This window comes from Nitratiruptor sp. YY09-18 (genome assembly GCF_016593235.1).
GTDB lineage: Bacteria > Campylobacterota > Campylobacteria > Campylobacterales > Nitratiruptoraceae > Nitratiruptor.
In genome coordinates, this window is record NZ_AP023065.1 from 1 (window position 1) to 23,478 (window position 23,478).

Annotated in this window: 24 protein-coding genes; 16 read left to right on the forward strand and 8 right to left on the reverse strand. The window is 37.8% G+C overall.

Features of this window, described 5'->3' with window-relative positions; all coding sequences use genetic code 11:
• Positions 1 to 95: 95 nt before the first annotated feature.
• The 11 genes from dnaA (at position 96) to JG734_RS00055 (ending at position 11,771) form a co-directional block, all read left to right on the forward strand.
• Positions 96 to 1,418 carry a chromosomal replication initiator protein DnaA gene (gene dnaA, locus JG734_RS00005; RefSeq protein WP_201333006.1) on the forward strand — a complete coding sequence of 441 codons (1,323 nt, stop codon included), beginning with the start codon at positions 96 to 98 and terminating at the stop codon, positions 1,416 to 1,418.
• Positions 1,419 to 1,569: 151 nt separating this feature from the next.
• Positions 1,570 to 2,637: a DNA polymerase III subunit beta gene (dnaN, locus tag JG734_RS00010; protein ID WP_201333007.1), complete on the forward strand. Its 1,068-nt coding sequence runs from the start codon at positions 1,570 to 1,572 to the stop codon at positions 2,635 to 2,637.
• 18 nt (positions 2,638 to 2,655) lie between these two features.
• Positions 2,656 to 4,980, forward strand: a complete 2,325-nt coding sequence (gene gyrB / locus JG734_RS00015; protein WP_201333008.1) for a DNA topoisomerase (ATP-hydrolyzing) subunit B — start codon at positions 2,656 to 2,658, stop codon at positions 4,978 to 4,980.
• Positions 4,981 to 6,420, forward strand: coding sequence for an EAL domain-containing protein (locus JG734_RS00020; protein ID WP_201333009.1), 1,440 nt, complete (start codon positions 4,981 to 4,983; stop codon positions 6,418 to 6,420).
• Positions 6,407 to 6,796 carry a preQ(1) synthase gene (gene queF, locus JG734_RS00025; RefSeq protein WP_201333010.1) on the forward strand — a complete coding sequence of 130 codons (390 nt, stop codon included), beginning with the start codon at positions 6,407 to 6,409 and terminating at the stop codon, positions 6,794 to 6,796. Before JG734_RS00020 ends, queF begins: the two co-directional genes overlap by 14 nt.
• On the forward strand, positions 6,793 to 8,394 hold the full coding sequence (locus JG734_RS00030) for an L-aspartate oxidase (protein ID WP_201333011.1): 1,602 nt from the start codon (positions 6,793 to 6,795) through the stop codon (positions 8,392 to 8,394). Before queF ends, JG734_RS00030 begins: the two co-directional genes overlap by 4 nt.
• Before the next feature lie 15 nt (positions 8,395 to 8,409).
• Complete coding sequence (locus JG734_RS00035; protein WP_201333012.1) at positions 8,410 to 9,114, forward strand: succinate dehydrogenase/fumarate reductase iron-sulfur subunit; 705 nt, start codon at positions 8,410 to 8,412, stop codon at positions 9,112 to 9,114.
• Entirely contained in the window at positions 9,114 to 9,785 is a 672-nt protein-coding gene (locus tag JG734_RS00040) for a Crp/Fnr family transcriptional regulator (RefSeq protein ID WP_201333013.1), read from the forward strand. Before JG734_RS00035 ends, JG734_RS00040 begins: the two co-directional genes overlap by 1 nt.
• Before the next feature lie 61 nt (positions 9,786 to 9,846).
• Entirely contained in the window at positions 9,847 to 10,722 is an 876-nt protein-coding gene (locus JG734_RS00045; protein WP_201333014.1) for a YfdX family protein, read from the forward strand.
• 10 nt (positions 10,723 to 10,732) lie between these two features.
• Positions 10,733 to 11,179, forward strand: coding sequence for a DUF1931 family protein (locus JG734_RS00050; protein ID WP_201333015.1), 447 nt, complete (start codon positions 10,733 to 10,735; stop codon positions 11,177 to 11,179).
• Between the two features lie 10 nt (positions 11,180 to 11,189).
• Positions 11,190 to 11,771, forward strand: coding sequence for an HdeD family acid-resistance protein (locus tag JG734_RS00055; RefSeq protein ID WP_201333016.1), 582 nt, complete (start codon positions 11,190 to 11,192; stop codon positions 11,769 to 11,771).
• 25 nt (positions 11,772 to 11,796) lie between these two features.
• Here the strand turns inward: JG734_RS00055 and JG734_RS00060 are convergent, their stop codons facing one another.
• Genes JG734_RS00060 through JG734_RS00070 form a run of 3 tightly spaced genes read right to left on the reverse strand, consistent with a single transcriptional unit; the run spans position 11,797 to position 14,513 of the window.
• Positions 11,797 to 12,846 carry a HAMP domain-containing sensor histidine kinase gene (locus tag JG734_RS00060; RefSeq protein ID WP_201333017.1) on the reverse strand — a complete coding sequence of 350 codons (1,050 nt, stop codon included), beginning with the start codon at positions 12,844 to 12,846 and terminating at the stop codon, positions 11,797 to 11,799.
• 7 nt (positions 12,847 to 12,853) lie between these two features.
• Positions 12,854 to 13,516 (reverse strand): response regulator transcription factor, encoded by a 663-nt coding sequence (locus JG734_RS00065; protein ID WP_201333018.1) that lies wholly within the window; start codon positions 13,514 to 13,516, stop codon positions 12,854 to 12,856.
• A 7-nt stretch (positions 13,517 to 13,523) separates the two neighbouring features.
• Complete coding sequence (locus JG734_RS00070) at positions 13,524 to 14,513, reverse strand: hypothetical protein (RefSeq protein ID WP_201333019.1); 990 nt, start codon at positions 14,511 to 14,513, stop codon at positions 13,524 to 13,526.
• Between the two features lie 149 nt (positions 14,514 to 14,662).
• On the opposite strand from JG734_RS00070, the gene JG734_RS00075 reads away from it, so the two are divergent.
• The 5 genes from JG734_RS00075 (at position 14,663) to JG734_RS00095 (ending at position 20,117) form a co-directional block, all read left to right on the forward strand.
• Positions 14,663 to 16,522 (forward strand): DUF505 domain-containing protein, encoded by a 1,860-nt coding sequence (locus tag JG734_RS00075; protein WP_201333020.1) that lies wholly within the window; start codon positions 14,663 to 14,665, stop codon positions 16,520 to 16,522.
• A 256-nt stretch (positions 16,523 to 16,778) separates the two neighbouring features.
• Positions 16,779 to 17,414 carry a peroxiredoxin gene (locus tag JG734_RS00080; protein ID WP_370583643.1) on the forward strand — a complete coding sequence of 212 codons (636 nt, stop codon included), beginning with the start codon at positions 16,779 to 16,781 and terminating at the stop codon, positions 17,412 to 17,414.
• Positions 17,415 to 17,651: 237 nt separating this feature from the next.
• The gene (locus tag JG734_RS00085) at positions 17,652 to 18,059 is read left to right on the forward strand and encodes a hypothetical protein (RefSeq protein WP_201333022.1); all 408 of its coding nucleotides are present in this window, start codon (positions 17,652 to 17,654) and stop codon (positions 18,057 to 18,059) included.
• Positions 18,056 to 18,541 carry a gluconate 2-dehydrogenase subunit 3 family protein gene (locus tag JG734_RS00090; RefSeq protein ID WP_201333023.1) on the forward strand — a complete coding sequence of 162 codons (486 nt, stop codon included), beginning with the start codon at positions 18,056 to 18,058 and terminating at the stop codon, positions 18,539 to 18,541. The genes JG734_RS00085 and JG734_RS00090 overlap by 4 nt, the downstream gene beginning before the upstream one ends.
• Positions 18,531 to 20,117 carry a GMC oxidoreductase gene (locus JG734_RS00095; RefSeq protein ID WP_201333024.1) on the forward strand — a complete coding sequence of 529 codons (1,587 nt, stop codon included), beginning with the start codon at positions 18,531 to 18,533 and terminating at the stop codon, positions 20,115 to 20,117. Before JG734_RS00090 ends, JG734_RS00095 begins: the two co-directional genes overlap by 11 nt.
• Here the strand turns inward: JG734_RS00095 and JG734_RS00100 are convergent.
• Genes JG734_RS00100 through JG734_RS00120 form a run of 5 tightly spaced genes read right to left on the reverse strand, consistent with a single transcriptional unit; the run spans position 20,109 to position 23,236 of the window.
• Positions 20,109 to 21,362 (reverse strand): arsenic transporter, encoded by a 1,254-nt coding sequence (locus tag JG734_RS00100; protein ID WP_201333025.1) that lies wholly within the window; start codon positions 21,360 to 21,362, stop codon positions 20,109 to 20,111. The genes JG734_RS00095 and JG734_RS00100 overlap by 9 nt on opposite strands.
• A complete protein-coding gene (locus JG734_RS00105; RefSeq protein ID WP_201333026.1) occupies positions 21,359 to 22,303 on the reverse strand; it encodes a permease in 945 nt (314 codons plus the stop codon). Before JG734_RS00105 ends, JG734_RS00100 begins: the two co-directional genes overlap by 4 nt.
• A gap of 2 nt (positions 22,304 to 22,305) precedes the next feature.
• Positions 22,306 to 22,536, reverse strand: a complete 231-nt coding sequence (locus JG734_RS00110) for a thioredoxin family protein (protein ID WP_201333027.1) — start codon at positions 22,534 to 22,536, stop codon at positions 22,306 to 22,308.
• The gene (locus JG734_RS00115) at positions 22,533 to 22,931 is read right to left on the reverse strand and encodes an arsenate reductase ArsC (RefSeq protein ID WP_201333028.1); all 399 of its coding nucleotides are present in this window, start codon (positions 22,929 to 22,931) and stop codon (positions 22,533 to 22,535) included. Before JG734_RS00115 ends, JG734_RS00110 begins: the two co-directional genes overlap by 4 nt.
• Positions 22,928 to 23,236, reverse strand: a complete 309-nt coding sequence (locus JG734_RS00120; protein ID WP_201333029.1) for a helix-turn-helix transcriptional regulator — start codon at positions 23,234 to 23,236, stop codon at positions 22,928 to 22,930. The genes JG734_RS00115 and JG734_RS00120 overlap by 4 nt, the downstream gene beginning before the upstream one ends.
• Positions 23,237 to 23,478: the final 242 nt, after the last annotated feature.

Consider the following 23,478-nt stretch of genomic DNA (forward strand, 5'->3'; position numbering starts at 1 on the left):
TCTTGCAACATTTTACCTAATTACCTACATTTTCGATACAATATGAATTAAATATTCACATAAATCAAATCTTAATATTCACATAAAGGTTTTTCGTGTTAGGTGATAAGATCCTTGCTATGCTCAAAGATGAGATTTCGCAGATTGAGTATGAACGCTACATAAAAAATCTCTCTTTTGATGAGGAGGCCTCCAAAGTTGATCAAGCAGTCTTCAATGCTCCAAATCTTTTCATAGCAAACTGGGTAAAGACAAAGTACAAAGAGAAGCTTCAGCAACTTTTTGAACTTGAGACCGGTATCGAGACAGAAGTAATAATTCGTTCATCTAAAAAGAGTGTGCAAAAAATCCAAAAACAAATGGCTTCTCAACCCCCATCTAACACGAGCACAAAGATCAATCCTACCTACACTTTTGAAAATTTTGTTGTAGGAAGCTCTAACCAGTTTGCATATAGTGCGGCTGAGAGTGTTGCCAAAAAACCAGGGGTAACATACAATCCTCTCTTTATCTATGGAGGTGTTGGACTTGGAAAAACCCACCTTCTCCATGCTATTGGTAACTATAACATCAAGCAAAACCGCGTAGTTATCTATGCTACAATTGAACAGTTTATGAACGATTTTACCTATCATTTGCGCAATAAAACGATAGAAAAATTTCGTGAAAAGTACAGAGATTGTGATATTTTACTCATTGATGATATACAGTTTCTCAGTGGAAAAGAGCGTACACAAGAGGAGTTTTTCCATACTTTCAATGAGCTCCACAACGAACACAAGCAGATAGTCCTCACAAGCGATAAACCTCCAAAAAAGATTGCCGGACTTGAAGAACGTCTCAAAAGCCGCTTTGAGTGGGGACTCATCGCCGATATCCAGCCACCAGAACTTGAAACAAAAATTGCAATTATCAAAAAAAAGTGTGAGCTCAATGGTATCAATCTTGATGATGAGATAGTTAATTATCTTGCAGCAAACATGGATAGCAATATCAGAGAAATTGAGGGTGTTATCCTCAAACTCAACGCCTATTCCACACTTGTCAACCAACAGATAACTATGGATCTAGCCAAAAATGTCTTGGGTGAGCAAAAAAGAGAACAGCAAAAAAATATCTCTCTCAAAGATATTGTCGATGTGGTATCGAGTGAACTCAATATCAAACCAAGTGAAATTAAAAGTAGAAGCCGCAATCGTCAGATAGTCAATGCAAGGCGCATCGTCATCTATTTAGCTCGTACTCTCACACCAAACTCCATGCCACAACTTGCCCAGTTTTTTGGAATGAAAGATCACACTTCGGTAAGTCATGCAATGAAAAAGGTCAAAGAGATGATAGAACAAGATGAAAATTTCAAACTCAAAATAGAAGAGCTTGCACACAAAATTAAATCACATGCAAGTAGTGAAGAGTGAAAAAAGAAAAAACTTATCGCACCCACAAAAACAGTATAAAGCTCAACTTTTTCACCTTTTCACTCCAAATTACTACTACCACTAAAATATTTTAAATAATATAAAGGAAAATAACTATAAAATATAAAAAATCCCTTAAACGGAGAAAAGTATGAAGATCGAGATCAAAAAATCCCTACTCGAACAGATTCTCTCACAAATGCAACCATTTTTGGAAAAAAAAGACTTAAGCCAAATAACTTCACATATCTATCTTGAAGCAGATGAGAGTGGACTTATAGTTAAAGGGACTGATTATGAAACAGGTCTCAAAACAAAAACAGATAATGTAAGAGTCATACATCCGGGAAAAGCTACTGCAAATGGAAAAAAACTCCTCGACATTATACGAATTCTTAAAGATAGTAATGTGACACTTGCTACCGTAGATGAAACACTCCATATTACGCAAGAACACTCAAAGTTTAAACTTCCTATGTTTGATCCAAATGAATATCCAAAATTTCCAGAAACTGACAATCTTCCAAAGATTGACATCAAAAGCGGAGAGTTTATCAGCTCACTCAAAAAAATCACACCTGCAATTGATACAAACAATCCTAAATATGAACTCAATGGTGCACTCATAGATATCAAAGAGAATAAAATCAACTTTGTAGCAACCGATACAAGACGCCTTGCTATTGTAACGCTTCCACAATCTATGGGAAAAGTGTTCCACCTCATTATTCCCAAAAAAGCAATTATTGAGATCCAAAAGCTTTTCTTCGATGATATTGCGATGCACTATGATGAGACATACCTCATTATCCAAAGTGGGCCATACCTCTTCTTTACAAAACTCATCAACGGTAAATTTCCAGATTATGAACGTATCATTCCAAAATCCCTCAACTACGAATTAACATTACCAAAAGATAGTATGGTAGAGGCGATAAAACAGATCACTATTGTCTCTAATGAGATAAAACTGACATTCTTAAAAGATAGAATAATTTTTAAAAGTCTTAGTGATGAAAATATTGAAGCGCAAACAGAACTCGAAATTGCTACACCATTTGAAGAAAAGTTTGTCATGGCAGTCAATAGCCGCTATATTCTCGATTTTCTCAACAATATCGATGGCAACGAATTTATCATGGGAATTAATGAACCAGAACTTCCATTTGAACTCAAAAACAATAACTTCATAACTATCGTTATGCCAATAGTAATTTAACAGTTTTAAAGGGAGTCTATGAACACTAACCAATACAGTGCAGAAAAAATCAAAGTCCTCAAAGGTCTTGAAGCAGTACGCAAAAGACCAGGGATGTATATCGGAGATACAAGTATAAAAGGATTGCATCACCTTATTTATGAAGTAGTGGACAATGCCATTGATGAAGCTATGGCAGGCTACTGTGACAAAATAGAAGTAACTCTTACAAAAGATGGAAGTGCAAGAATCAGTGACAATGGACGAGGAATCCCAGTAGATATCCATCCTACTGAAAAGATTCCAGCTGCTACTGTAGTTCTCACAGTTTTGCATGCTGGTGGGAAATTTGGCGGTGATAGTGCATACAAAGTAAGTGGTGGTTTGCATGGTGTGGGTGTGAGCGTTGTGAACGCACTATCGAAAAAACTCATTATGACTATTAAACGTGATGGAAAAATTTGGCGCCAAGAATTTGAAAGAGGTATACCTGTAACAGATCTTGTTGTCATAGGAGAGACTAATCGTACTGGAACTACAATAGAGTTCTGGCCAGATGACGAGATATTCGAAACAACGGAATTTAAATTTGACATTCTTGCTAAACGTTTCAAAGAACTTGCATATCTCAATCCAAAAATAACTATCAAATTTACTGATGAAAGAATTGGTAAAAAAGAGGTTTATCACTTTGAAGGCGGTATTTCACAATTTGTTCAGGATCTCAATACCAAAGAGGCAATTACAAGTACTATTACTATCCAAGATAAGATCGATGATGTTGAGGTGGATATAGCACTTCTTTATAACTCAGGATTCGATGAAAAGGTTTTAAGCTTTGTAAATAATATCCGCACACCAGAAGGTGGAACACACGAAAGTGGCTTTCGCGCTGGACTTACGCGTGCGATTTCTAACTATATCGCACAAAACGCGAATCAGCGAGAAAAAAATGTCAAAATAACTGGTGAAGATGTACGTGAAGGTCTTGTGGCAGTTGTGAGTGTAAAAGTACCAGAACCTCAATTTGAAGGACAAACAAAAGGAAAGCTTGGTTCATCTTATGTACGTCCGATCGTCCAGAAACTGACATATGAGAAGCTAACTAAATATTTTGAAGAGAATCCAATAGATGCAAAAGCAATCATGCAAAAAGCTCTTGCAGCTGCAAGGGGAAGAGAGGCAGCAAAAAAAGCTAGAGAGCTAGTACGCCGTAAAGATAGCATGAGTGTTGGAACTCTTCCAGGTAAGCTTGCAGACTGTCAGAGTAAAGACCCATCAATTAGTGAGCTCTTTTTGGTTGAGGGAGACAGTGCAGGTGGTAGTGCTAAACAGGGACGTGATAGAGTTTTTCAAGCAATTTTGCCCTTGAAAGGTAAAATTTTAAATGTTGAAAAAGCACGTCTAGACAAAATTTTAAAATCTGAAGAGATCAAAAATATAATTACTGCACTTGGATGTGGTATCGGTGAAGAGTTTGATGAAAATAAACTGCGCTATCATAAGATTATCATTATGACAGATGCCGATGTAGATGGTAGCCATATTCAGACGCTGCTTCTTACATTCTTTTTCCGCTTTCTCAAGCCAATTGTAGAAAAAGGATATCTCTATATGGCGCAACCACCTCTGTATCGTTATAAAAAAGGCAAAAAAGAGGTATACCTCAAAGATGATACAGAACTTGCACAATTTTTGATCGAAAATGGCGTAGATGCTATTTTGGATCAAGTTAATCTCGGTCGCTATGACCTCATAGATTTTTTGAAAATGGTAGCCCACTATCGTATGGTGCTTAAAGATCTTGAAAAACGCTATGCACTTATTGAAGTAGTACGTTATCTTATAGAAAATCGTGACCTTGCAGCTCTTGATAATCAAAAACTTTATGAAGAGATCAAGAAATTTTTGGATAGTAAAAATTACAATATCTTAAATAAGCAGATAGATGATGAAAAAATTCATCTCTATGTGCAAACTGAAGATGGTTTGGAAGAGATTATTATTGATGATGAGCTCTTTACAAATCCCTACTATGTTGAGGCTGTCTATATTTTTGAAAAGATCGAGGAACGTATTCCACCAGAACTTAAAGACAAAGATATTATAGATATATTGGAAGAGGTAGAAAAAAATGCGAAAAAGGGTGCATATATTCAGCGCTATAAAGGTCTTGGTGAGATGAATCCTGAACAGCTTTGGGAAACAACTATGGATCCAGAAAATAGACGACTTCTTCGTATTACAGTAGATAATGCCGAAGAAGCAAGTGAGATTTTCAATCTCTTTATGGGTGATGAGGTAGAACCTCGCAAACGCTATATTGAAGAGCATGCCAAAGATGTGAAACATCTGGATGTGTAAGTGTATTCAGCAAAGTATGATCGCCAAAGAAAATTTCTCTTAGCACTCCGTACCGCTATACCAATAGTGATTTTAATGTCACTATTGGTTTTGGTAATTACTAATGAGAGTCGATCATTTTTGTATGATACTTTTATACTCCTCTCTGGTATCTTTGCTTCAGTCTATTTCATATTTTTTATGATCTTTTCCTCGCAAAAAGAGAAGATCCTCGATGATATGACCGAGAGTTTTAATAGACGATTTTTTGAAAAATTCTTGCGAAAAAATATCAACCCGCAAAGAAGCATCCTCGTACTCATTTCAATCGATAATATCAAAGATATCAATGAACGCTACGGTATAGAGAATGGCGATAAGGTCTTACAGAAGTTTTCCCATATTATTGATAGCTACTTCTCTACTATTTTCGGAAGTGTTCCAATAGCTCGCATGCGTGCTGGAGATTTTTTACTTTTGATAAATGCACCAGAAAAGAGAGTCAAAGAGGCAGTTGAGAACTTCTTGCTTACTTATGATAATCAATTTATTGACAATATTGAGATAAAACTCTTTGCTACTTACACACAAGCTGATCATAATGATATCAAGCACCTTCTTGATCATCTCTATGAAGAGATATATTACTGCAAAGGAAAATGCAAACTCACATCCAAAAAGAGGCCAAAAAAAGATAGTGATTTTGATGCGATAGTGAGAAGGAGCATTGAAGAGAATAAAATTCTCCTTTTCTATCAACCCCTCTACCATCTCCAAGTCAAAAAGTTTGACTATATCGAGATTCTTGTTAAGCTCTTAGATAGTGAGGGAAATATCATTCACCCTAGCCAATATATACCCGTCATGAATAGACTGGGTTTAGAAAATAGCTATGATCTAGCTGTTGTAACAAAGTTGATAGAAGAGTGTAAAAAGTATCAATTAGATACAAAGAGCCTCTACTCATTCAATCTCTCACCCTATTCAGTGCGTAACCGCCTCTTTAGCAAGAGATTTTTCAAACTTTTTGAAGATTCTGTACTTTCACCGCACAATGCAGTAATAGAGCTCTATGAGCCTACTGTCTATAATGATATTAAGTATTATAAATCGATTTTACAGATGTACAAAGAGCATGGCTTTAAAATTGCATTCAATAATTTTGGAGCTTTCAATGCATCAGTAGAGTATATTAAAAATATCGAGGCCGATTTTGTGTTGTTTGATAAGTTTTTTACGAAAAAAATTGATGAGGACCGCTACCGCGTACTTTTGGAAAACTGGATCGTGATACTCCATAAACTGGGTATAAAAAGTATCATAAAATTTATAGATAAAATTGAACTTTTGGATATTTTTGCTAGGATTGGGGCTGATTATGTAGGCGGTTTTGCAATAGCCAAACCTATGCAAGCCGAAGAGCTCAAAAAGTTTTTAGGAGAGAAGTATGAAATATGGTGAGAAGGAGATCAAGGAGTTTGATCCCCAAAAAGATCTTGAGATTTGGCCAAATAAGCACAAAAAAAACTATCGCATCAAAATAACACTGCCTGAATTTAGCTGTCTGTGCCCACGCAGTGGTTATCCAGACTATGCGACTATCAATCTAGAATATATTCCAGATGAATATGTGGTAGAACTTAAAGCTTTGAAACTCTATATCAACTCCTTTCGAGACCGGTATATTTCCCATGAGGATAGTGCCAATGAGATTTTTGATACTCTCTATGCAAGACTCAAACCAAAATGGATGAAATTGGTTGCTGACTTTAATCCAAGAGGCAATGTCCATACATTGATTGAGATCGATAGCGAGACTATTGAGAGAGAAGCATGAAGTGTGATGTAGTTATTGTAGGAAGTGGGGGTGCAGGGCTTGTTGCTGCAATAAGGGCTGCTGAGCTTGGCAAAGATGTAGTGGTCGTGAGCAAAGGCTACCCAACTGAAGCGCAGACTTCCATGGCACAAGGTGGTATCAATGCAGCTTCAACGCAGCAAGATATCCAGCAGCACATCGAAGATACTCTCCGATCAGGCCAAGGTCTCGCAGACCCTGAAGTAGTGGAATTTGTGTGTACGCAAGCTCCTAAAGCTATCAAGTGGCTCGATAGTATTGGAGTGCCTTTTGATAGAGATGACAAGGAGATTGCAAGGCGAAAGCTTGGTGGAGCGTCAAATCCACGTGCTTGCTATGCGCAAGATTATACAGGCCTTAAAATATTACATACACTCTATGATAACGCTTTGAAACTTGGTGTGCGTTTTGTGCATGAGCACTTTTTACTCAATATTATCAGTGAAGATAATAGAGCTTATGGTGTAACACTTTTAGATAAAAGGAGTACACAAGTCAAGCAGCTCTTGAGTCGTGCAGTCATTCTTGCAACGGGAGGCTTTGCCAAAATTTATGGGCCATTTAGTACAAATGGTGAAGGGAGTTTTGGTGAAGGAATTGCTGCGGCTATGCGAGCTGGAGCAAAGCTCAGTGATCTTGAATTTGTCCAGTTTCACCCAACAGCTCTTGCAAAAAGCGCTATTCTCATTAGTGAAGCTGCAAGAGGACTAGGTGCAAAGATAGTCAATCAAAAGGGTGAACAATTTATCGATGAGCTTGCCACAAGAGACAAAATCTCTCGTGCTATCTATGAGCAGCTAGCAATTGGTAATGAGGTCTTTTTGGATATGCGAGAAATCGGAGAAGAGATTATTCAAAGAGAACTCCCCCAAGAGCGAAAACTTGCTATGATCTATGAAAATGTAGATCCAGCAAAAGAGCTTTTGCCTATAAAACCTGCTGCTCACTATACAATGGGAGGTATAGATACAGAGAGTAATGGTGGTACAAATATTGCGGGTTTTTTTGCAGTGGGAGAGTGCGCCAATGTGAAGCTTCATGGAGCCAATAGACTCGGTGGTAACTCATTACTTGAGCTTGTAGTAATGGGTAAGAGGGTTGGTGAGAGTGCAGCAGCTGTGAGTCTTGAAATAGAAGAGAAAAATTTTGAAAGAACACTTATAGATAGTAATTTTATTAAAGCAGTTTTTACTCTTCCAAACAGTATCGACTTTATGGAGAGAAAAGAGTTTTTGCAAAAGGTACTCTTCCATAATGCTGGAATTGTAAGAGAAGAGCTTGCACTCAAAGGAGTTCTCTCTGTTATTCGTCAGCATCAAAAAGAGCTTGCTTTTATGGGGATCAAAGATAAATCTCCACTTTACAATACCGAACTTATAGCATTTTTGGAGTATGGCAATATGGTAGAACTAACCGAAGCGATGGTAGTAGGAGCAGTGCAGCGCAATGAGAGTCGCGGAGCACACTATCGCAAAGACCATCCAAAAACCAAAGAGGAGTATCATGCACACACTTTTATTTGGAAAGAGGATGGTGTCTTATGTGCAGATTTTGTTAAGCAAAATATAACAAAAAATTAATATAATGGAAATATTATGAAGATTAAAGTACGTCGCTATCATCCCCATTTTGCACCACCTACTATTGAAATGGAGTATGATATACCGCAGGATGTGACCCTCTTACAGGCTCTGAGTCACATCAAACGCCACATTGATAGGACTTTGACATTTTCATTTATGTGTCGCAGTGGTGTGTGTGGCAGTTGTGCTATGCGTGTCAATGGCAAAGAGGTTTTAGCCTGTGAATACAAAGTGCAAGAAAACGATATCATCGAGCCACTGCAGTTTACTCCGACTCTGCGAGATTTAGTTAGTGATAAAAAGAGCGCACTTGAAACTCTTGAGCGATCCAAAGCCTATCCACTTAATATGGAAGAGGTAGAATTGGAGCAAGCTGATATTGCGTTTTTGCAACGTCAAAGTGACTGTATCTTATGTAGCAGCTGCTATAGCAGCTGTCCTGTATATGAAGTCAATGAAGCGTTTCTAGGTCCATTTGCGCTGACACGAGTCTACCGCTATGTGTGTGATAAAAGAGAGCAGAAGAAAAAAGAGCATATCGACGCGATAGTTGAAAATGGTATCTGGGACTGCACTTTGTGTGGCAACTGTACAGAGGTTTGTCCGCAAGGGATCGATCCCAAAAACGATATTTTGATGTTACAGAGCTGGGCTGCCAAATTTGGCTATACAAATCCTCATATGGGATCATTTGGAAGTTTTGGATTGGAGTTTTGATGGATAGACAAGAGTATAATATAGAACTTTTTTCTGCAGTCCCAAATTTTGTCATAGATGATATCAATCGCTACGGCAAAATTGTAGAGTATTATAAAAATATGCCTGCTATGAGTAGCGATGATACTATGCGTTACTTCTATTTTATTATAGAAGGGCGTATCAAGGTGTATCAATTCAACTTTGAAACCTCTAAAGAGCAGACTATTAAGATTCTTTCTCGAGGAGATATGTTTGATGTGATAGTTTTAATGGATGAGAAACCGCATGAAGTGGTGACTGAAGCATATGAAGACTCCAAGGCTTTGCAAGTACCACTTGATATTGTGCGCGAATGGATCAATCAAAATAGTGAATTTCGCAAAATTTTCTTTCGTTATGTAGCAAATGAGATGCGTAATCTCGAAGAGCTTGCGACAGATCTTAGCCTCCTTGATACATCTACACGTTTTATCAAGCTTTTACTTAAGCACTTTGATCCACAAACTGCTAAACTCCGCCTCATCCATGACCTCCCCCATGAAGAGCTTGCCTCGTTGATAGGTACTGTCCGCCACGTGGTCAATCGCCATATTCAAGAGCTCAAAAAAGAAGGAAGCCTCGAAGTTGAGCGTAAAAAGCTCAAACTCACAAATATTGCAAACCTTCTTGATAGATTGCAACTAAAGTAGCAGCATAATTATATAGAATGTACTAAAATCATTTCAACCAAAATAAAATAAGGAGGTTGAAATGAAAAAACTCATTCTGAGTATTGCTACTGCTTCACTTTTGGTAAGTGGTGCTGTTGCTTCTGTAGCAAGTAAGGCAGAATCAAATAAAGCTGTTGCACAAGCAAAAAGTGAAGTGAAAAAAGAGCAAAAAGAGCTCAAAATTGTAAAAGAGGCAGTTGAGGCTGTTGCACTTACAAATAAAGTGTTAGTAGAGCTTGATAAAGGAAACAAAGATCAAGCGATTAAAGATCTGGAAAAGGCTATAGGAAAGCTTGAAGTAGTGTTGAGTGTGCCAAATGCTCCAGCACTTATACCGATTGACAGTTCTATAGAGGTTGTAGATTTTCCTGGAACTCTTGAAGATATCAAAACTGCAATTATTAGTGCAAAAGCGCTTCTAGCAGAAAACAAAATCCAAGAAGCAAGAGCAATTCTAGATACATTACGCAGTGAAATTGTGCTCAAAATTATCAACTTGCCACTTGCATCTTATCCTGCGGCTTTGAAACTTGCTGCAAAATTTTTGCATGAGAACAGAGTTGATGAAGCAAAAAATATTCTCAATCAAGCCCTTGCTACTTTTGTAGAGGTTGATGTTGTTACACCAATTCCACTTCTTCAAGCGATTCATCTTGTAGAAGTAGCAAAGAGTGAGGCGAAAAATGATAAGAAAAAAGCACTCGAGATGCTCACTGAAGCAAAAAAAGCTCTCAAAAAAGCGAAAGCTTTAGGATATACAAGTAGTTCTGATACTACATATAAAATGCTTGATGATTTGATAGAGAAGGTAGAAAAAGAGGTCAAAGGTAAAAATAAAGCAGAAAAACTCTTTGAAGAGTTACTTGCTAAACTCAATGAATTTAAAGATAAAGCTGTAAAGAAAGTAAACAAATAAGGAGGAGAAAATGGCAGTAATGGGGTTTCATCATCTAGAAGAGTTATTTAGAAGAGGAGCAAGCCTTGATATCAAAAAAGGTCATGCAAAAGATGTTACGGATATCGTAGAGCAAAAGCTTTACGATCTTTTGCTCATGGGTCAAAAGGCAGCCAAATATAATGGTCGTGATGTGATCTGGAAATATGATCTTCCTATCACAAAAGGTTTGGAAGAGACAATCAATGAGTTTAAAAAGTTAGAGCAAGAGATTGAAGTAAAAGATATATTAGAGCGTCTTGCAACATATCCACCTCTTTTAGAGCTTGAAGTTGAGCTAGAAAAGAGCTTGCCGGAGATTGTAGGAGGATTGACACTTGTTTTGGCACGTATTATGAAAAAACTTGATGAAGAAAATAGAGCTGTAACACATGAGCTTATCGAAAAAGCCAAAGGTGTTATGGACCTAACACTATAGGAGGTATATTATGGTTGGTTATCAAAATTTTATCGGAGACAAAGAGCTTTTGAAAAACTTTGAAAAACACTCCAAAATTGCTGGAGTAATTTTTCTTCTGTTGGGACTTGTTGGTATATTTTATCCAGTCGTGATGAGTCTCACTACTGCATATTTTGTAGCATTTTTGTTTATTTTTAGTGGTATTACAATAGGTTATCACACATACCAGACAGACAAGAAAGATTGGCTAGGATGGCTCAAAGCCTTTATCTATTTTCTTACAGGGGCACTTGTTATCTTTTTCCCTCTTCCAGGTGTAGCAGCTTTAGGTATTATCTTGTCTATTTACTTCTTTCTAGATGGCTTTGCCTCTTTTGCACTGGCTGGGCAGATGAAGGGAGAAAATAAATACTGGTGGCTCATTCTCATCAATGGTATTCTCTCAATTATTTTAGGAGTGATCTTTTTGGTAGGATGGCCATTTAGCTCTCTCTTTTTGGTTGGACTTTTTGTAGGTATTAGTCTCTTTTTTGATGGTATTGTACTCCTTACAATGAGTTCAGCTGTGAAGAAACTCGAAGAGAGCGATAAGCAAAAGAGTAACTCATAAGAGATTTTTCTCTTATGAGTAAAAACTACTTTTGTAAATGCTCAATTTCTAAAGAGATTTTTGTTGCATTCTTCTTTGCAAAAAAGTATAAGTTTATCTCCAGTTTATCAAGCAACTTTTTCACAATATTCATTCCCAATCCAAAGCCAGGAACATAGAGTGCTTCTCGGTAGTGACGCTCAAAAAGCTTTTGAGGATTTTTAATAGGTTCTCCCGGATTTTCTATACTCAGTTTCCCATTTTCATACATAATCTTAATATCGATTGTAGGAGTACTATATTTCATTGCATTAATCAAGAGATTGTCCAAGATACGAGTAAACATCATCTTATCTGTGTAGAGTTCTAATTTTAAGGGAATATCAACAAAAAAGTTGGCATTTTGGTTCATAGAGTGCAGATATTCAATACGCGAATCTACAAGTTTTTTGAGATTGAACTTTTGTGGATGAAAACTCTTTTGAAAAAGCATAAACTGTTCAAGATTTTGGTAGAGTGCTTTGAGTGTATCAACTGCAATATTGAGGCGCTTCAGACTCTTTTGGTTGGAGCATTGCAGTAGCTCACTATTTAAAGAGATCGTTGTCACGGGAGTTTTCATATCATGAATAATATCTTGAGTAAATCCATAGATAGCACTGTATGCTTCTTTTGCTGGCTTGATGGCATATTTTGCCAAAAAATAACTCACTAGAAGGAAAGGAAAAAAGAGCAGGATATACATAAATGCAATTTTGTAAAGGATTTTCTTTTGCTCATTTTTGATAAAATCTGCTGATGTTTTGACTACAAAGACTTTGTTTGGAAAAAATTTATTGGCACAAGCGACATATTCGATATGCTTGTCTGTTATTGTAAATGCGGGAAAATGGTATTTTTGAGCCTTATCGATATATATATCAAAACCTTTTGGATGAATATTAGGATTTTGACGCAGCTGTGAGACTACTTGCTGCATTTTCATATTGGCTTGTATGAGAATATCTCTTTTTGCATCAAAATAATAAAGTACTGCAATAATTGCAAGGAGGAAAAAGGAAGTAAACATATAGATTGATATAAATTTTAAAAGCATTTTTCTTTCATAATGTTTCCAGTCTATAACCAACCCCTTTGATTGTGCTAATATGCTCTTTTCCCAAAATTTTGCGAAGCTCTTTTATGTAGATCCGAATGATTGCAGGATCTGGAAGCTCTTCATTTTCCCAAAGAGTCTCTTCAATGACTCCTTTTTCTACAGTTACATTTGCATGGCGAGCTAAAATGTACAAAAGTTTCTTGAGTTTTGGTGAAAGATCATACTCTTCATTTTTATAGAGCAGTCTTTTGTGTACAAGATCAAATGAAAAGGTGTCATCTATTGCAATAATCTCACTTTTACCGCTATGCAATCTTTTATAAATGGCTTTAAGTCTTAGAAGAAGTTCGGTAATAGTAAATGGTTTGCGGATATAATCATCCGCTCCTTTTTGAAAACTCTTTTCTAAGTTTGTTGGAGTATCGAGTGCAGTCATAAAGAGAGCACCAATTTTTGGATTGTATTGGTGCGCCTCTTCTAAAATTGTAAAACCATCAGCGTAAGGGATATCGATATCAAGAAGAAGTATCTCATAATGTTTGGTAAAGAGCTTTTCAAAAGCCTCTTTGCCATTATAAGCCGATTCTATTTCTATTCCTTCTGCCGATAAAACATCATAGAGCGTATCACAGAGTGCTTTATCATCCTCAACGAGCAGTATTCTCATATATTTATTATACCTGTTTGATTGTCTTATAAAAAGGCTCTACCGGACCTTGTACCACATGAGCCCCTACAGGTCCTGCAGCTTTTTGAAATCTCACATCTATATGGGAGTTTTCATGATCCCATACACTCTCCCATACCCCATGCATAATGTATGCTCTTTGGTCACCATCTTTAAAAGCATTTTGTAAGATCTCAGTTGTAACTGCTTTGCGATAGTAGTGATTGTCAGGTGATCCTGGTTTTCCATTTGGATATGCTGGATCATAATCACTATCATTGATATCTGGACGGTAAGTTTGCTGTGCTACAGTTAGCAGGGCCTTAACTTTTGTATTAAAATCTTGGAGATCTTCATCGTAGATAGTCACATGGTTCTCTACTGTTATATAATCATTTCCTACCTCATCAGACTGATTTTGCAAGAAATTACGTATCTCTTCATCGCTAGTGTAGATATTGTTGCGATCTCCTGCAGCAACTGTTATGTAGACCCCTTCATAGTAGTCTAATGCAATAGGGGTTTTGACTGGTTGACCATTCTCATTTGTTCTATATGCATAAAGATGCGGTGCGACACTATTTTTGAAAAACTCTTTTGCCTGTGAGTTGAGCATACTATCATAACTATCAAAGCGGATAAAAAGTGTGTAAAAGAGCGGAAGCTTATGTGCCTGAAAACCATCTACATAAGCACTTTTGAGAACCCCTTTGAGATTGTTCGGATAGTTTTTCACCATTGTCGACTCTCCCACCATCTGCTTAAATGAGAGTGAATAAAACCCTTGCTTTTGACTCATTTCATTAGCCAAATCATTTATTGCAGTCATCACAGCAGCATTTGCTGGTCCAGGAACTCTCATCTCATAATAGAGTGTGACAGGGCCCTCAGGTTTTGGTTGCTCGCTAGTATCTGTAGCGTTACTGCTATTACACGCTGATAGCATCATCCCTGCACTAACAATTCCTGTAAAGGTAAAGAAGTCTCTACGCTCCATAATCTCTCCTTTTGTGTTTTGCAATCTCATTATAGAAGAGCAACGTATACTTAACGTATAAAGAGTCATTTTTGTGCTTTGCGATTAAAGTTGCAGACAATATTTTCTTTATTTCTTACAATAGTGCCAAAAATATAAAAGGAGAGATAATGATCATCAAAAAAGAGGCTGCAAAAATACTCCTTGCACTCCATAGAAGTGATGATAAAACTATCAATGTTGAAAAACTCAATAGTGAAGCAGTTGAAGAGCTTAATTTCTCAGGACTTGTTCGCTTTCCAATCCCTGCAAAAATTGAACTTACTTACAGTGGTGCTATAGTGGCTGATGTCCTTGATAGAGTTGAAAAAAATATCGAAAAGATTGAAGATTGGAAAGATAACTTCAAATGGATCAGTTCTGAAGTCATTGCTATGATCGATGGAGCAGTCAAAAACAAAGACAAAACTACTTCAATCACACAAGAAGAGCTTGCAAAAAGAGGTTTTGCCAACGAAAAAGGTGAGCTCACACAAGAGGCAAAAGATATCTATAACGCATATGCTATTACTGAGCCCGAACTTGTCATCGATGCCGTGCTTGCTGAGTATATTAGAAAATCTCCAATGGGTCCTACTGATGCACACTATCTGCCTATTGAAGGAAATAAAAAAGATCTGTTAGAGGCTATGAGACTCATTGCATACTCTATTCCATATGGAGACTTCTTCACATTTACCGAACTTGGTCAAGCAGTCAAAGAGACACTTACCCTTGGTGGATGGGCGAATGAAGGAAGCGTTCTTGATATCTCTATTCTTGAATCAATTGCCCTTGTAGCAGATGGGGAAGATGTAGATGTAGATACTCTCATCAATCTCGAAGCTTTAGGGTATGTAAGCGATGTGGATACGTTGACAAAAGCAGGAGAAAAAGCGTTAGAGGTTTATAGAATTTTTAAAGATAAAACAGAAAAACCACTTTACTCTTTCGCTATTGAAAAAGAGGAGGTTGAAACACTCAAAACTATCGATAAGATCTGGAAGGAAAAATATACTTCCAACCCAGAAGAGACTGCAACATTTGATGAGATCAAAAGAGAACTTGTGGATCGTAAGGTGCGTGAATACAAGAAAATGCTTGAAAAATATGGTCGTAGACTCAATGAGATGCCGAAGAAAAAACAAGAGATTCTCAAAAAATTTGGCGAAGCAAAAGATATGGTCAAATGGTTTGAAGAAAACTTTGATTTGAGAGAATATCTCTATAGTCTTGAAGCTTTTGGACTTATAACTGAGGGTATTGATAGTAAAGGAAGAGCTGTCTACTATGTTACTGATGATGGGCAAAAAGTTATAGAAGATCAACGTGATGAGAGAAGTATTCACTCTTGGAGTGTAAAAACCCTCACAATCTCTAATAAAATCTTTAGCTCACCAAATAGAGAATGGGTATTGGAAGCGCGAAAAGAGCGCATACTCGGAACATTTGAGCCGAGCAGCTCAGGATTACTTTATGAAGAGCTTGCAAGTCATGAAAAGCTTCCATTTATGACACGCTATGAAATGGATATTTTCAAAATGATTCCGGACCATGGCATTGCATGCGAAGATGTTCTTAGTGAATCATTGCATGAGGATGAGTATGTTCATCGCAAAGAGGCTCTTGATAAACTTGAAGCAAAAGGTTTTATTGAGATTATGCCTGATGGTCATATTATTGAGACAGAATATGGCAAGATGATGGATGAGGCTTTGAGTGGTGTGCCTGAAGGATTTGGTGCGCCTATTAATCCAACAATTTACAGAGTGGTAAAAGCAATAGCAGAAACTGGAAGTATGTTCGTCAAAGAGCAAAAAGTACGCATTATGCCAGAAAATATCAAAGAGGCGATTAAGCGCAGTGGCCTAAGCAAAGAGAGCTTTGAAAAGGCATATGTGGCTGCTAGAGAAGCAAAATTCCTTGGCAAAAACAGTGTAAACGAAGCAGGTTTGAAAATGCTTGAAGCTGTTGAGGTACTCAATAGCTAAGCTACTTTTGTAGCAGAAAATTTTACTGTTTTGGAGTAAAATGTCCATAAAGCCAAAAAAGGAGGCTAGTATGGGATTCAATGAAAGACTCCAAGAGATTCTCGACTCTCAAGTAGATGTCGTCAAAAAAGTGATGAATTTAGTAAGTGAAAGTATCGATGAGCTCAAAGAAAAAGCAAAAGCTGAGAAACGCTCACTCGAAGATGTGATCGAAGAGATTATGCAAAAAGCAATAAAAACAAAAAAGGAGGGTAGAATGGGAATGCCGCTACTTGGAGATAAATTTCCAAGCCTCAATGTACAAACAACACATGGACCAATGAGTTTGCCAGATGATCTTAAAGGTAAATGGACAGTGCTCTTTAGTCACCCAGCAGATTTTACACCAGTATGTACTACTGAGTTTGTAAGTTTTCAAAAACACAAGAGCGAATTTGATGCAATCAATACACAACTTATAGGTCTTTCAATCGACCAAGTATTTAGCCATATCAAATGGATTGAGTGGATCAAAGAGAAGTTTGATGTAGAGATCGAATTCCCTATCATTGCTGCTACTGACACACTTGCAGCACAAATTGGTATGGTGCATCCAAATAAAGGTACAAACACTGTGCGCGCGGTATTTATCATCGACCCTGAAGGTGTTGTGAGAACAATTCTTTACTATCCACAAGAGATAGGAAGAAATATACCTGAAATCATCAGAGCTGTTAAAGCATTGCAAAAAAGCGATGCTGAAGGTGTTGCAACACCTGCCAACTGGCCAGAGAATGAGCTGATCGGTGATAAAGTTATCATTCCACCAGCCACTGATTGCGAAACTGCAGCAAAAAGACCAAAAGAGTATGAGTGTTTTGACTGGTGGTTCTGCTATAAAGAATCAAAATAATTTTCAGGCCATTTGGCCTGATGGATTGCTAAAGAGTAGATCTTTTGCTATCTAAAATGTACCACTATTTTTTCTACTTCTATTAAAATATTCTCAATCCAACAGTTTCCCCTTATCTTTTTCATATTCACGAGAATGCTCCTTTTTTATAGTAATCGAGTAATTAAATAAAACCTTTACACGAAAATTGCACATTTAATTGTGTATAGTGGAGAGTATAAAACAAAGGGAGACATTATGAAGCGAGTGACAATATTAATTGGTGCAATGACATTATTGGGAATAATGAATTTACAGGCGAGTGAAATGAAGTGTGGTTCTGGCATGATGCAAAAGAGTGAAGGCACAATGATGGAAAAAATGAATAAAAAAGGGATGCATAAATGTGGCCCTGGTATGATGCAGAAGATGCAAGAAAAAAATAGTACAAAAAAAATGAATAAATGTGGTGATGGTATGATGAAAAATAAATTGCAAATAAACAGAAAGGATGAATCTGGAAATAAGATGATGTTAAGAAGTGAGTGCAAAGAAAAAATGCACAAGATGATGAGGCAATGTCAAGAGGAAATGCGAAAGGGTAATATGCAGAAGAATAATAATGATATGACGGAATCAACTATGAGAAAAAAAATAGATAGATGAAAAAAAGAAGAGCCTTTCTGATACTTTGTGGTGCCTCTTTTTTTGTTCCAGTCTCAACACTATTGGCTTCGGATCAAAAAAAGATACTTCAAGCGCTTGTTGAAATTCTCATTCCATATTCTGACAAACAACTACAAGACGCTGCACATAACTATATCATCTATTTTATTTTTACACATCCTACATTAAATAATCAAAAACGAAAATTTTTGAAAAAATCTCTTCTTTGGCTCAATACATTTTCTATAGAAAAAAAGAGAAAAAGTTTTGATGCCCTTGCAAAGAATGAGCAACAATACCTACTCGAAGAGCTCCTTGAGCATGACTGGGGCAAAGAGATGATAGCTCATTACACAACTTTACTTCTGGAAGCAACACTGGGTGATCCGATCTATGGCATAAATCCTAAAGGGCTGGGATGGAAAAGAGTCGGTTTTACGCCAGGATTTCCAAGACCAAAGAGGGTATATCGTGGAAGTTGATGTATGCATTGTAGGTAGTGGTGCCGGAGGAGCTCCCATAGCCTACGTTTTACAGCAAACTGGATTTGATGTGGTGGTAGTAGAAAAAGGTCCCTATATCAAAAGAGAAGATTTCAGTAAAGATGAGATTGCACTTCGAAGAGGAATATACCGGAGCAATATCAATGAAGAGTTTCATGTCATCTATCAAAATGGCAAGCGTTACGTTGGAAAGGAGTGTGGATGGAGTTTCAATAACGGAAGCCTCGTAGGTGGTGCTACCAATTTTATGAGCGGATATTTTCACCAGATGCAGCCTATCGATTTTCGGTTAAAAACGGAATTTGGTGGTATAGAAGAAGCAAATATCGAGGATTGGCCCATAACATATGAGGATTTGAAGTCCTATTATGACAAAGTAGCTCATGTTGTAGGAGTCAGTGGAGAGGGACTGCCCTATCCTCCTTTGAAAGAGAATATTGCTGCACAATGGTTTGATGAAGCATGTAGAAAGTTAGGGATTTATCCCGTAAAAACCTCCAGGGCCATTCTCTCTTTATCTAAAGGAGATAGAAACAGCTGTGTCTATTCTGGATTTTGTGGAAGTTATGGTTGCAGTAGCGGCGCAAAATCGAGTTCACGCGAGGCGCTTTTGCAAGATGTGAAGATTTTAGATAACTCTTTTGCGTATAAGCTTGATAGCGATGCAAAAAGAGTGCATACGCTGTACTATTTTGATCAAAAGAGAAAATCACATAAAATACATGCCTCAATCTTCGTTTTGGCGCTTTCACCTATTGAGACGGTCAGATTGCTTTTCAATTCAAAAAATAGATACTTTCCAGATGGCCTTGCCAACAGCTCATCCCAACTTGGGAAAAACCTCATTTTCAGTGCAGGTGGGGTTGGCGGAGGAGTGATGAAAAAAGAGATGATGCATGAAGATCTCTTTACAGAACTTCAAAATAGAGCTCTCTTTTTGAATAGAAGCTTGAAAGAGTGGTATGTGTATGAGAAAGGTAATCGAAGGCAAAAAGGAGGAGTGATCGATTTTCTGTTTGAACATAGCAATATCATTATGCAGGCGCAAAATAGAATGTGGAGTGGCAATGAGCCCCTTTGGGGTGTGCAGTTGGCGAAACGATTGGAGAAGATCAACAATGAGCGGGTGATACAGTTTGAAGTGTTCAATGACTGGCTTCCTACCGATCGATGCTATGTGAGTATAGAGCAAGGTGTAAAAGATAAATGGGGGATCGATGTCGCAGCTATCTATCTGGATGTCCATCCAACAAACAGAGAAGTTGCAAACTTTTTAGGGAAAAAAGGGATGGAAGTACTGAAAAAAATGGGTGCAACATCGCTCTATTACTCTTTAAGCGACGATCCACCCACCAACCTGGTGGCAGGGGGATGCCGATTTGGAAATGATCCTAGACATTCTCTTCTCGATCCTACGTGCAGATCATGGGATCTAGAGAACCTCTACATCAGTGATGCTTCTTTTATGCCAACTGGTGGAAGCGTCCCTTATACCTGGACCATTTATGCAAACGCCTTTCGAGTGGCGGATAGTATCAAAAAGCAATTACAATAGTCCAAGGAGTGCTACCGTTAAAACAGGAGGTGTTATGACAAGTCCCACTTTCATATACTCTCCCCAGCCGATTTTTACGCCTTTGTTAGCCAAGACATGTAGCCACAAAAGTGTAGCGAGTGAGCCAATAGGCGTCATTTTCGGTCCAAGGTTGCATCCAAGGATATTCGCATAGGCTAGGTGCTGGGCGTTTGCTTGATCCAGTGCTATATCCATCACCATAACTGTTGGCATGTTGTTCATTATTGAGCTTAAAAGTGCAGATAAAAATCCTGTGCCGTATACTGCATAGGTTTGACTCATATCTTGCAAAGCTACAATTATCTTTGCCAACTCATCGGTAAGTCCCACGTTTTTGAGTCCAAAAACCACTACATAAAGCCCTATACTAAACCATACCACCTGCCAAGGGGCGATTTTGAGTGTCATGAGAGGTTTCACAGCCTTGAAGTGCGCTCCAAGCGCCAAAAAGACCAAAGCGCCTCCCAAAGCGAAAATGGAGACTAGAATGTGGTAGATATCTGCTATGAAGTAGCCAACAAGCAAAAGAGCCAAAAAGAGCCAGCTGAGCATAAACATCGTTTGGTTTTTGATGGCACTTGATGGGTTCTTGAGCAGCGTTATATCCACCGTTTTTGGAATACTTTTGCGAAAATAGACGAAAAGAACCAAAATGGATGCAACAATACTGAAAAGATTTGGCAAAAACATCGCTTTTGCATACTCCCAAAAGCCGATACCAAAATAGTCAGCCGTAACGATATTGGTGAGATTGGAGATTATAAGCGGATTGGAAGCGCTGTCTCCTATGAATCCGCCAGCCATAATAAAAGCAAAAAGTGCTTTTTGATCAAGTTTTAGTATTCGCATCTTTGATAGCAAAATAGGCGTCAAAATCAAGGCTGCCCCGTCATTGGCAAAAAGGGCGGCGACTATTGCTCCAAGAATCAAAGAGTAGATAAACATCTTTGTGCCACTTCCGCCACTCAGCTTTGCCATCTTCAGCGCTGCCCACTCAAAAAAGCCGATCTCATCCAAAACCATCGATAAAATGATGATACCAATAAAGGCTAACGTTGCATCCCAAACGATTCTAACAACCTCTATCACATCACCCCAGCTTACAATGCCAAGCAAAAGTGCAACTATCGCTCCAAGCATAGAGGTCGTACCAATCTGCAGCCCCTTTGGCTGCCAGATTATGAGGATTAAAACGACCAAGAAAAGAGTGATTGCTGTAATCATCCCAAAATCCAATTAAAAAGATAGCCAATAACCATAATGCCGATACTGACAACGCCAAAAAAGATAAAAAGCAGTTTTGTACTCATGATCTTTTTTAAAATCATCGCCTCTGGTAAACTCAGAGCCGTAATGGCCATCATAAAGCTTAGTGCCGTTCCAAGACTCATGCCCTTATTCACCAAAACTTCAATCAAAGGCAAAACCCCGGCAGCATTGGAGTACATCGGAACGCCAAGAAGAGTTGCCAAAGGTACGGCATACCATGCGTCTTTCCCGGCAAGCTGGACAATGAAGTCAGTCGGAACATATCCATGGATAAATCCACCAATGGTCACAGCAATGACTACATAAAGCCAAATCTTTTTGAGCAGATCCATTGTATGATACCAAGCCTCTATGGTTCTATCTTTCAATGGAAGGGGTTCAGCCTCGAAAGCCTCGGCATTTATCGGTTTTGGTTTGATCAAAATCTCATCTTCCAGATCCATTTTTCCTATGATGATTCCAGCTACAATTGCAACCAAAAGCCCAAATCCGATATATAGAGCCGTAATCTTCCACCCAAACAGAGCAAACAGCAACGCGATAGCAATCTCGTTGTTCATAGGAGCAGAAATAAGATAGCTAAAGGTGATGCCAAGAGGAATTCTTGCTTGCAAAAATCCCAAAAAAAGCGGAATGGCACTACAGCTGCAAAAGGGTGTAATGATTCCAAAGAGTGCAGCTAATATATGCCCCACTAAGGGATGTTTTGTAGCAAGATAGTCTCGGACTCTTTCAATTGGAAAGTAGCTTCTAATAAGTGTAATCACAAAGATAATAACTACCAATAGAGTAAAAATCTTAACCGTATCATAGATAAAAAAGTCAAGGGCGTCGGCAAGTTTGCCAGAAAGCCCTAGCCAGTGATAGATGAGTGTATCAACGAAGTTTTTCCACATGATCAGCCTAAGAGTTTTTCAATCTGATCAACTGTCAAAAGTTTACCGGTACTTACAACCTTCTCATCGATTACTAGTACGGGAGTGCTCATCACTCCATAATTCATAATTTCTTGAATATCCTCAATCTTTTCAATCTGGGCAAAGATGCCTTTTTTGGCAACTGCTTTTTTGACATTTTCTTCCAGTGCTTTACATTTTGCACAACCAGTTCCAAGTATCTTTATTGTCATGTTAGCTCCTTTTGTATGATAGGGAATAGTCTTTGTTTCATCTCTTTGGCCAAATTTTCAAAGGCTTCATAGGGTTTTCCGTCGGGATCTTCAAATCCGACATGTACAACTTTTGTTCTTTTAGGAAAAACCGGACAGGACTCTTTTGCATTGTCACATACGGTCACTACAAGATCAAAATCCTCATCCATCACCTCATCGATCGATTTTGAATGGTAGCTATCGTTCCAGGCCCCCTCTTTTATCAGCACTTTTTTAGCGTTTTCATTGATTTTGCCGCTTGGCTTGCTTCCAGCACTTTTTGCTTGGATATTTTCAAAATATTTGTTAATCAATCCTTCAGCCAAAATAGATCGGCAACTATTTCTTGTACATAAAATCAAGACCTTTTTCATGTGGAGCACTCCTTACTTTTGTTTGGCAGATCAATTGGCAACTGTTTGATAACCTCTAGGGCGCACTGTTGGAGAGGATCAAGCTCTTTGGATAGATCATAGTAGATCCATTTGCCCTCTCTTTTGCTTGTTAAAAATCCAGCATCTTTTAAGATCTTGAGATGCCTGGAGAGTCTCGATTGGCCAAGATCAAGTGCGCTTTGGATTTCGCAAACGCAACTTGAGCCATGTTCGAGTAAAAAGCGAAGAATCTTTACGCGTGTCTCATCATAGAGTGCTCCGCTTGTTTGTAAAAACTGCTCCATTGCTGCTCCTTTGCGTGGAATAATAACTAAATTATTTCAACAAATCAAGAAATATCGATATGAGAAACGGAATCATTATAAATATAATAAATTATCGTTATACTAATAAAATATAAGTATAACTAATCAAAAGTATAAATCAAATATAAAAATTTCTAATAATAAATTAAGTTGATTGATATTATCATTTTGATTGAGCGATGTTTCTCTTGGAATTTCGCCCCAATGAAGAAACATTATAA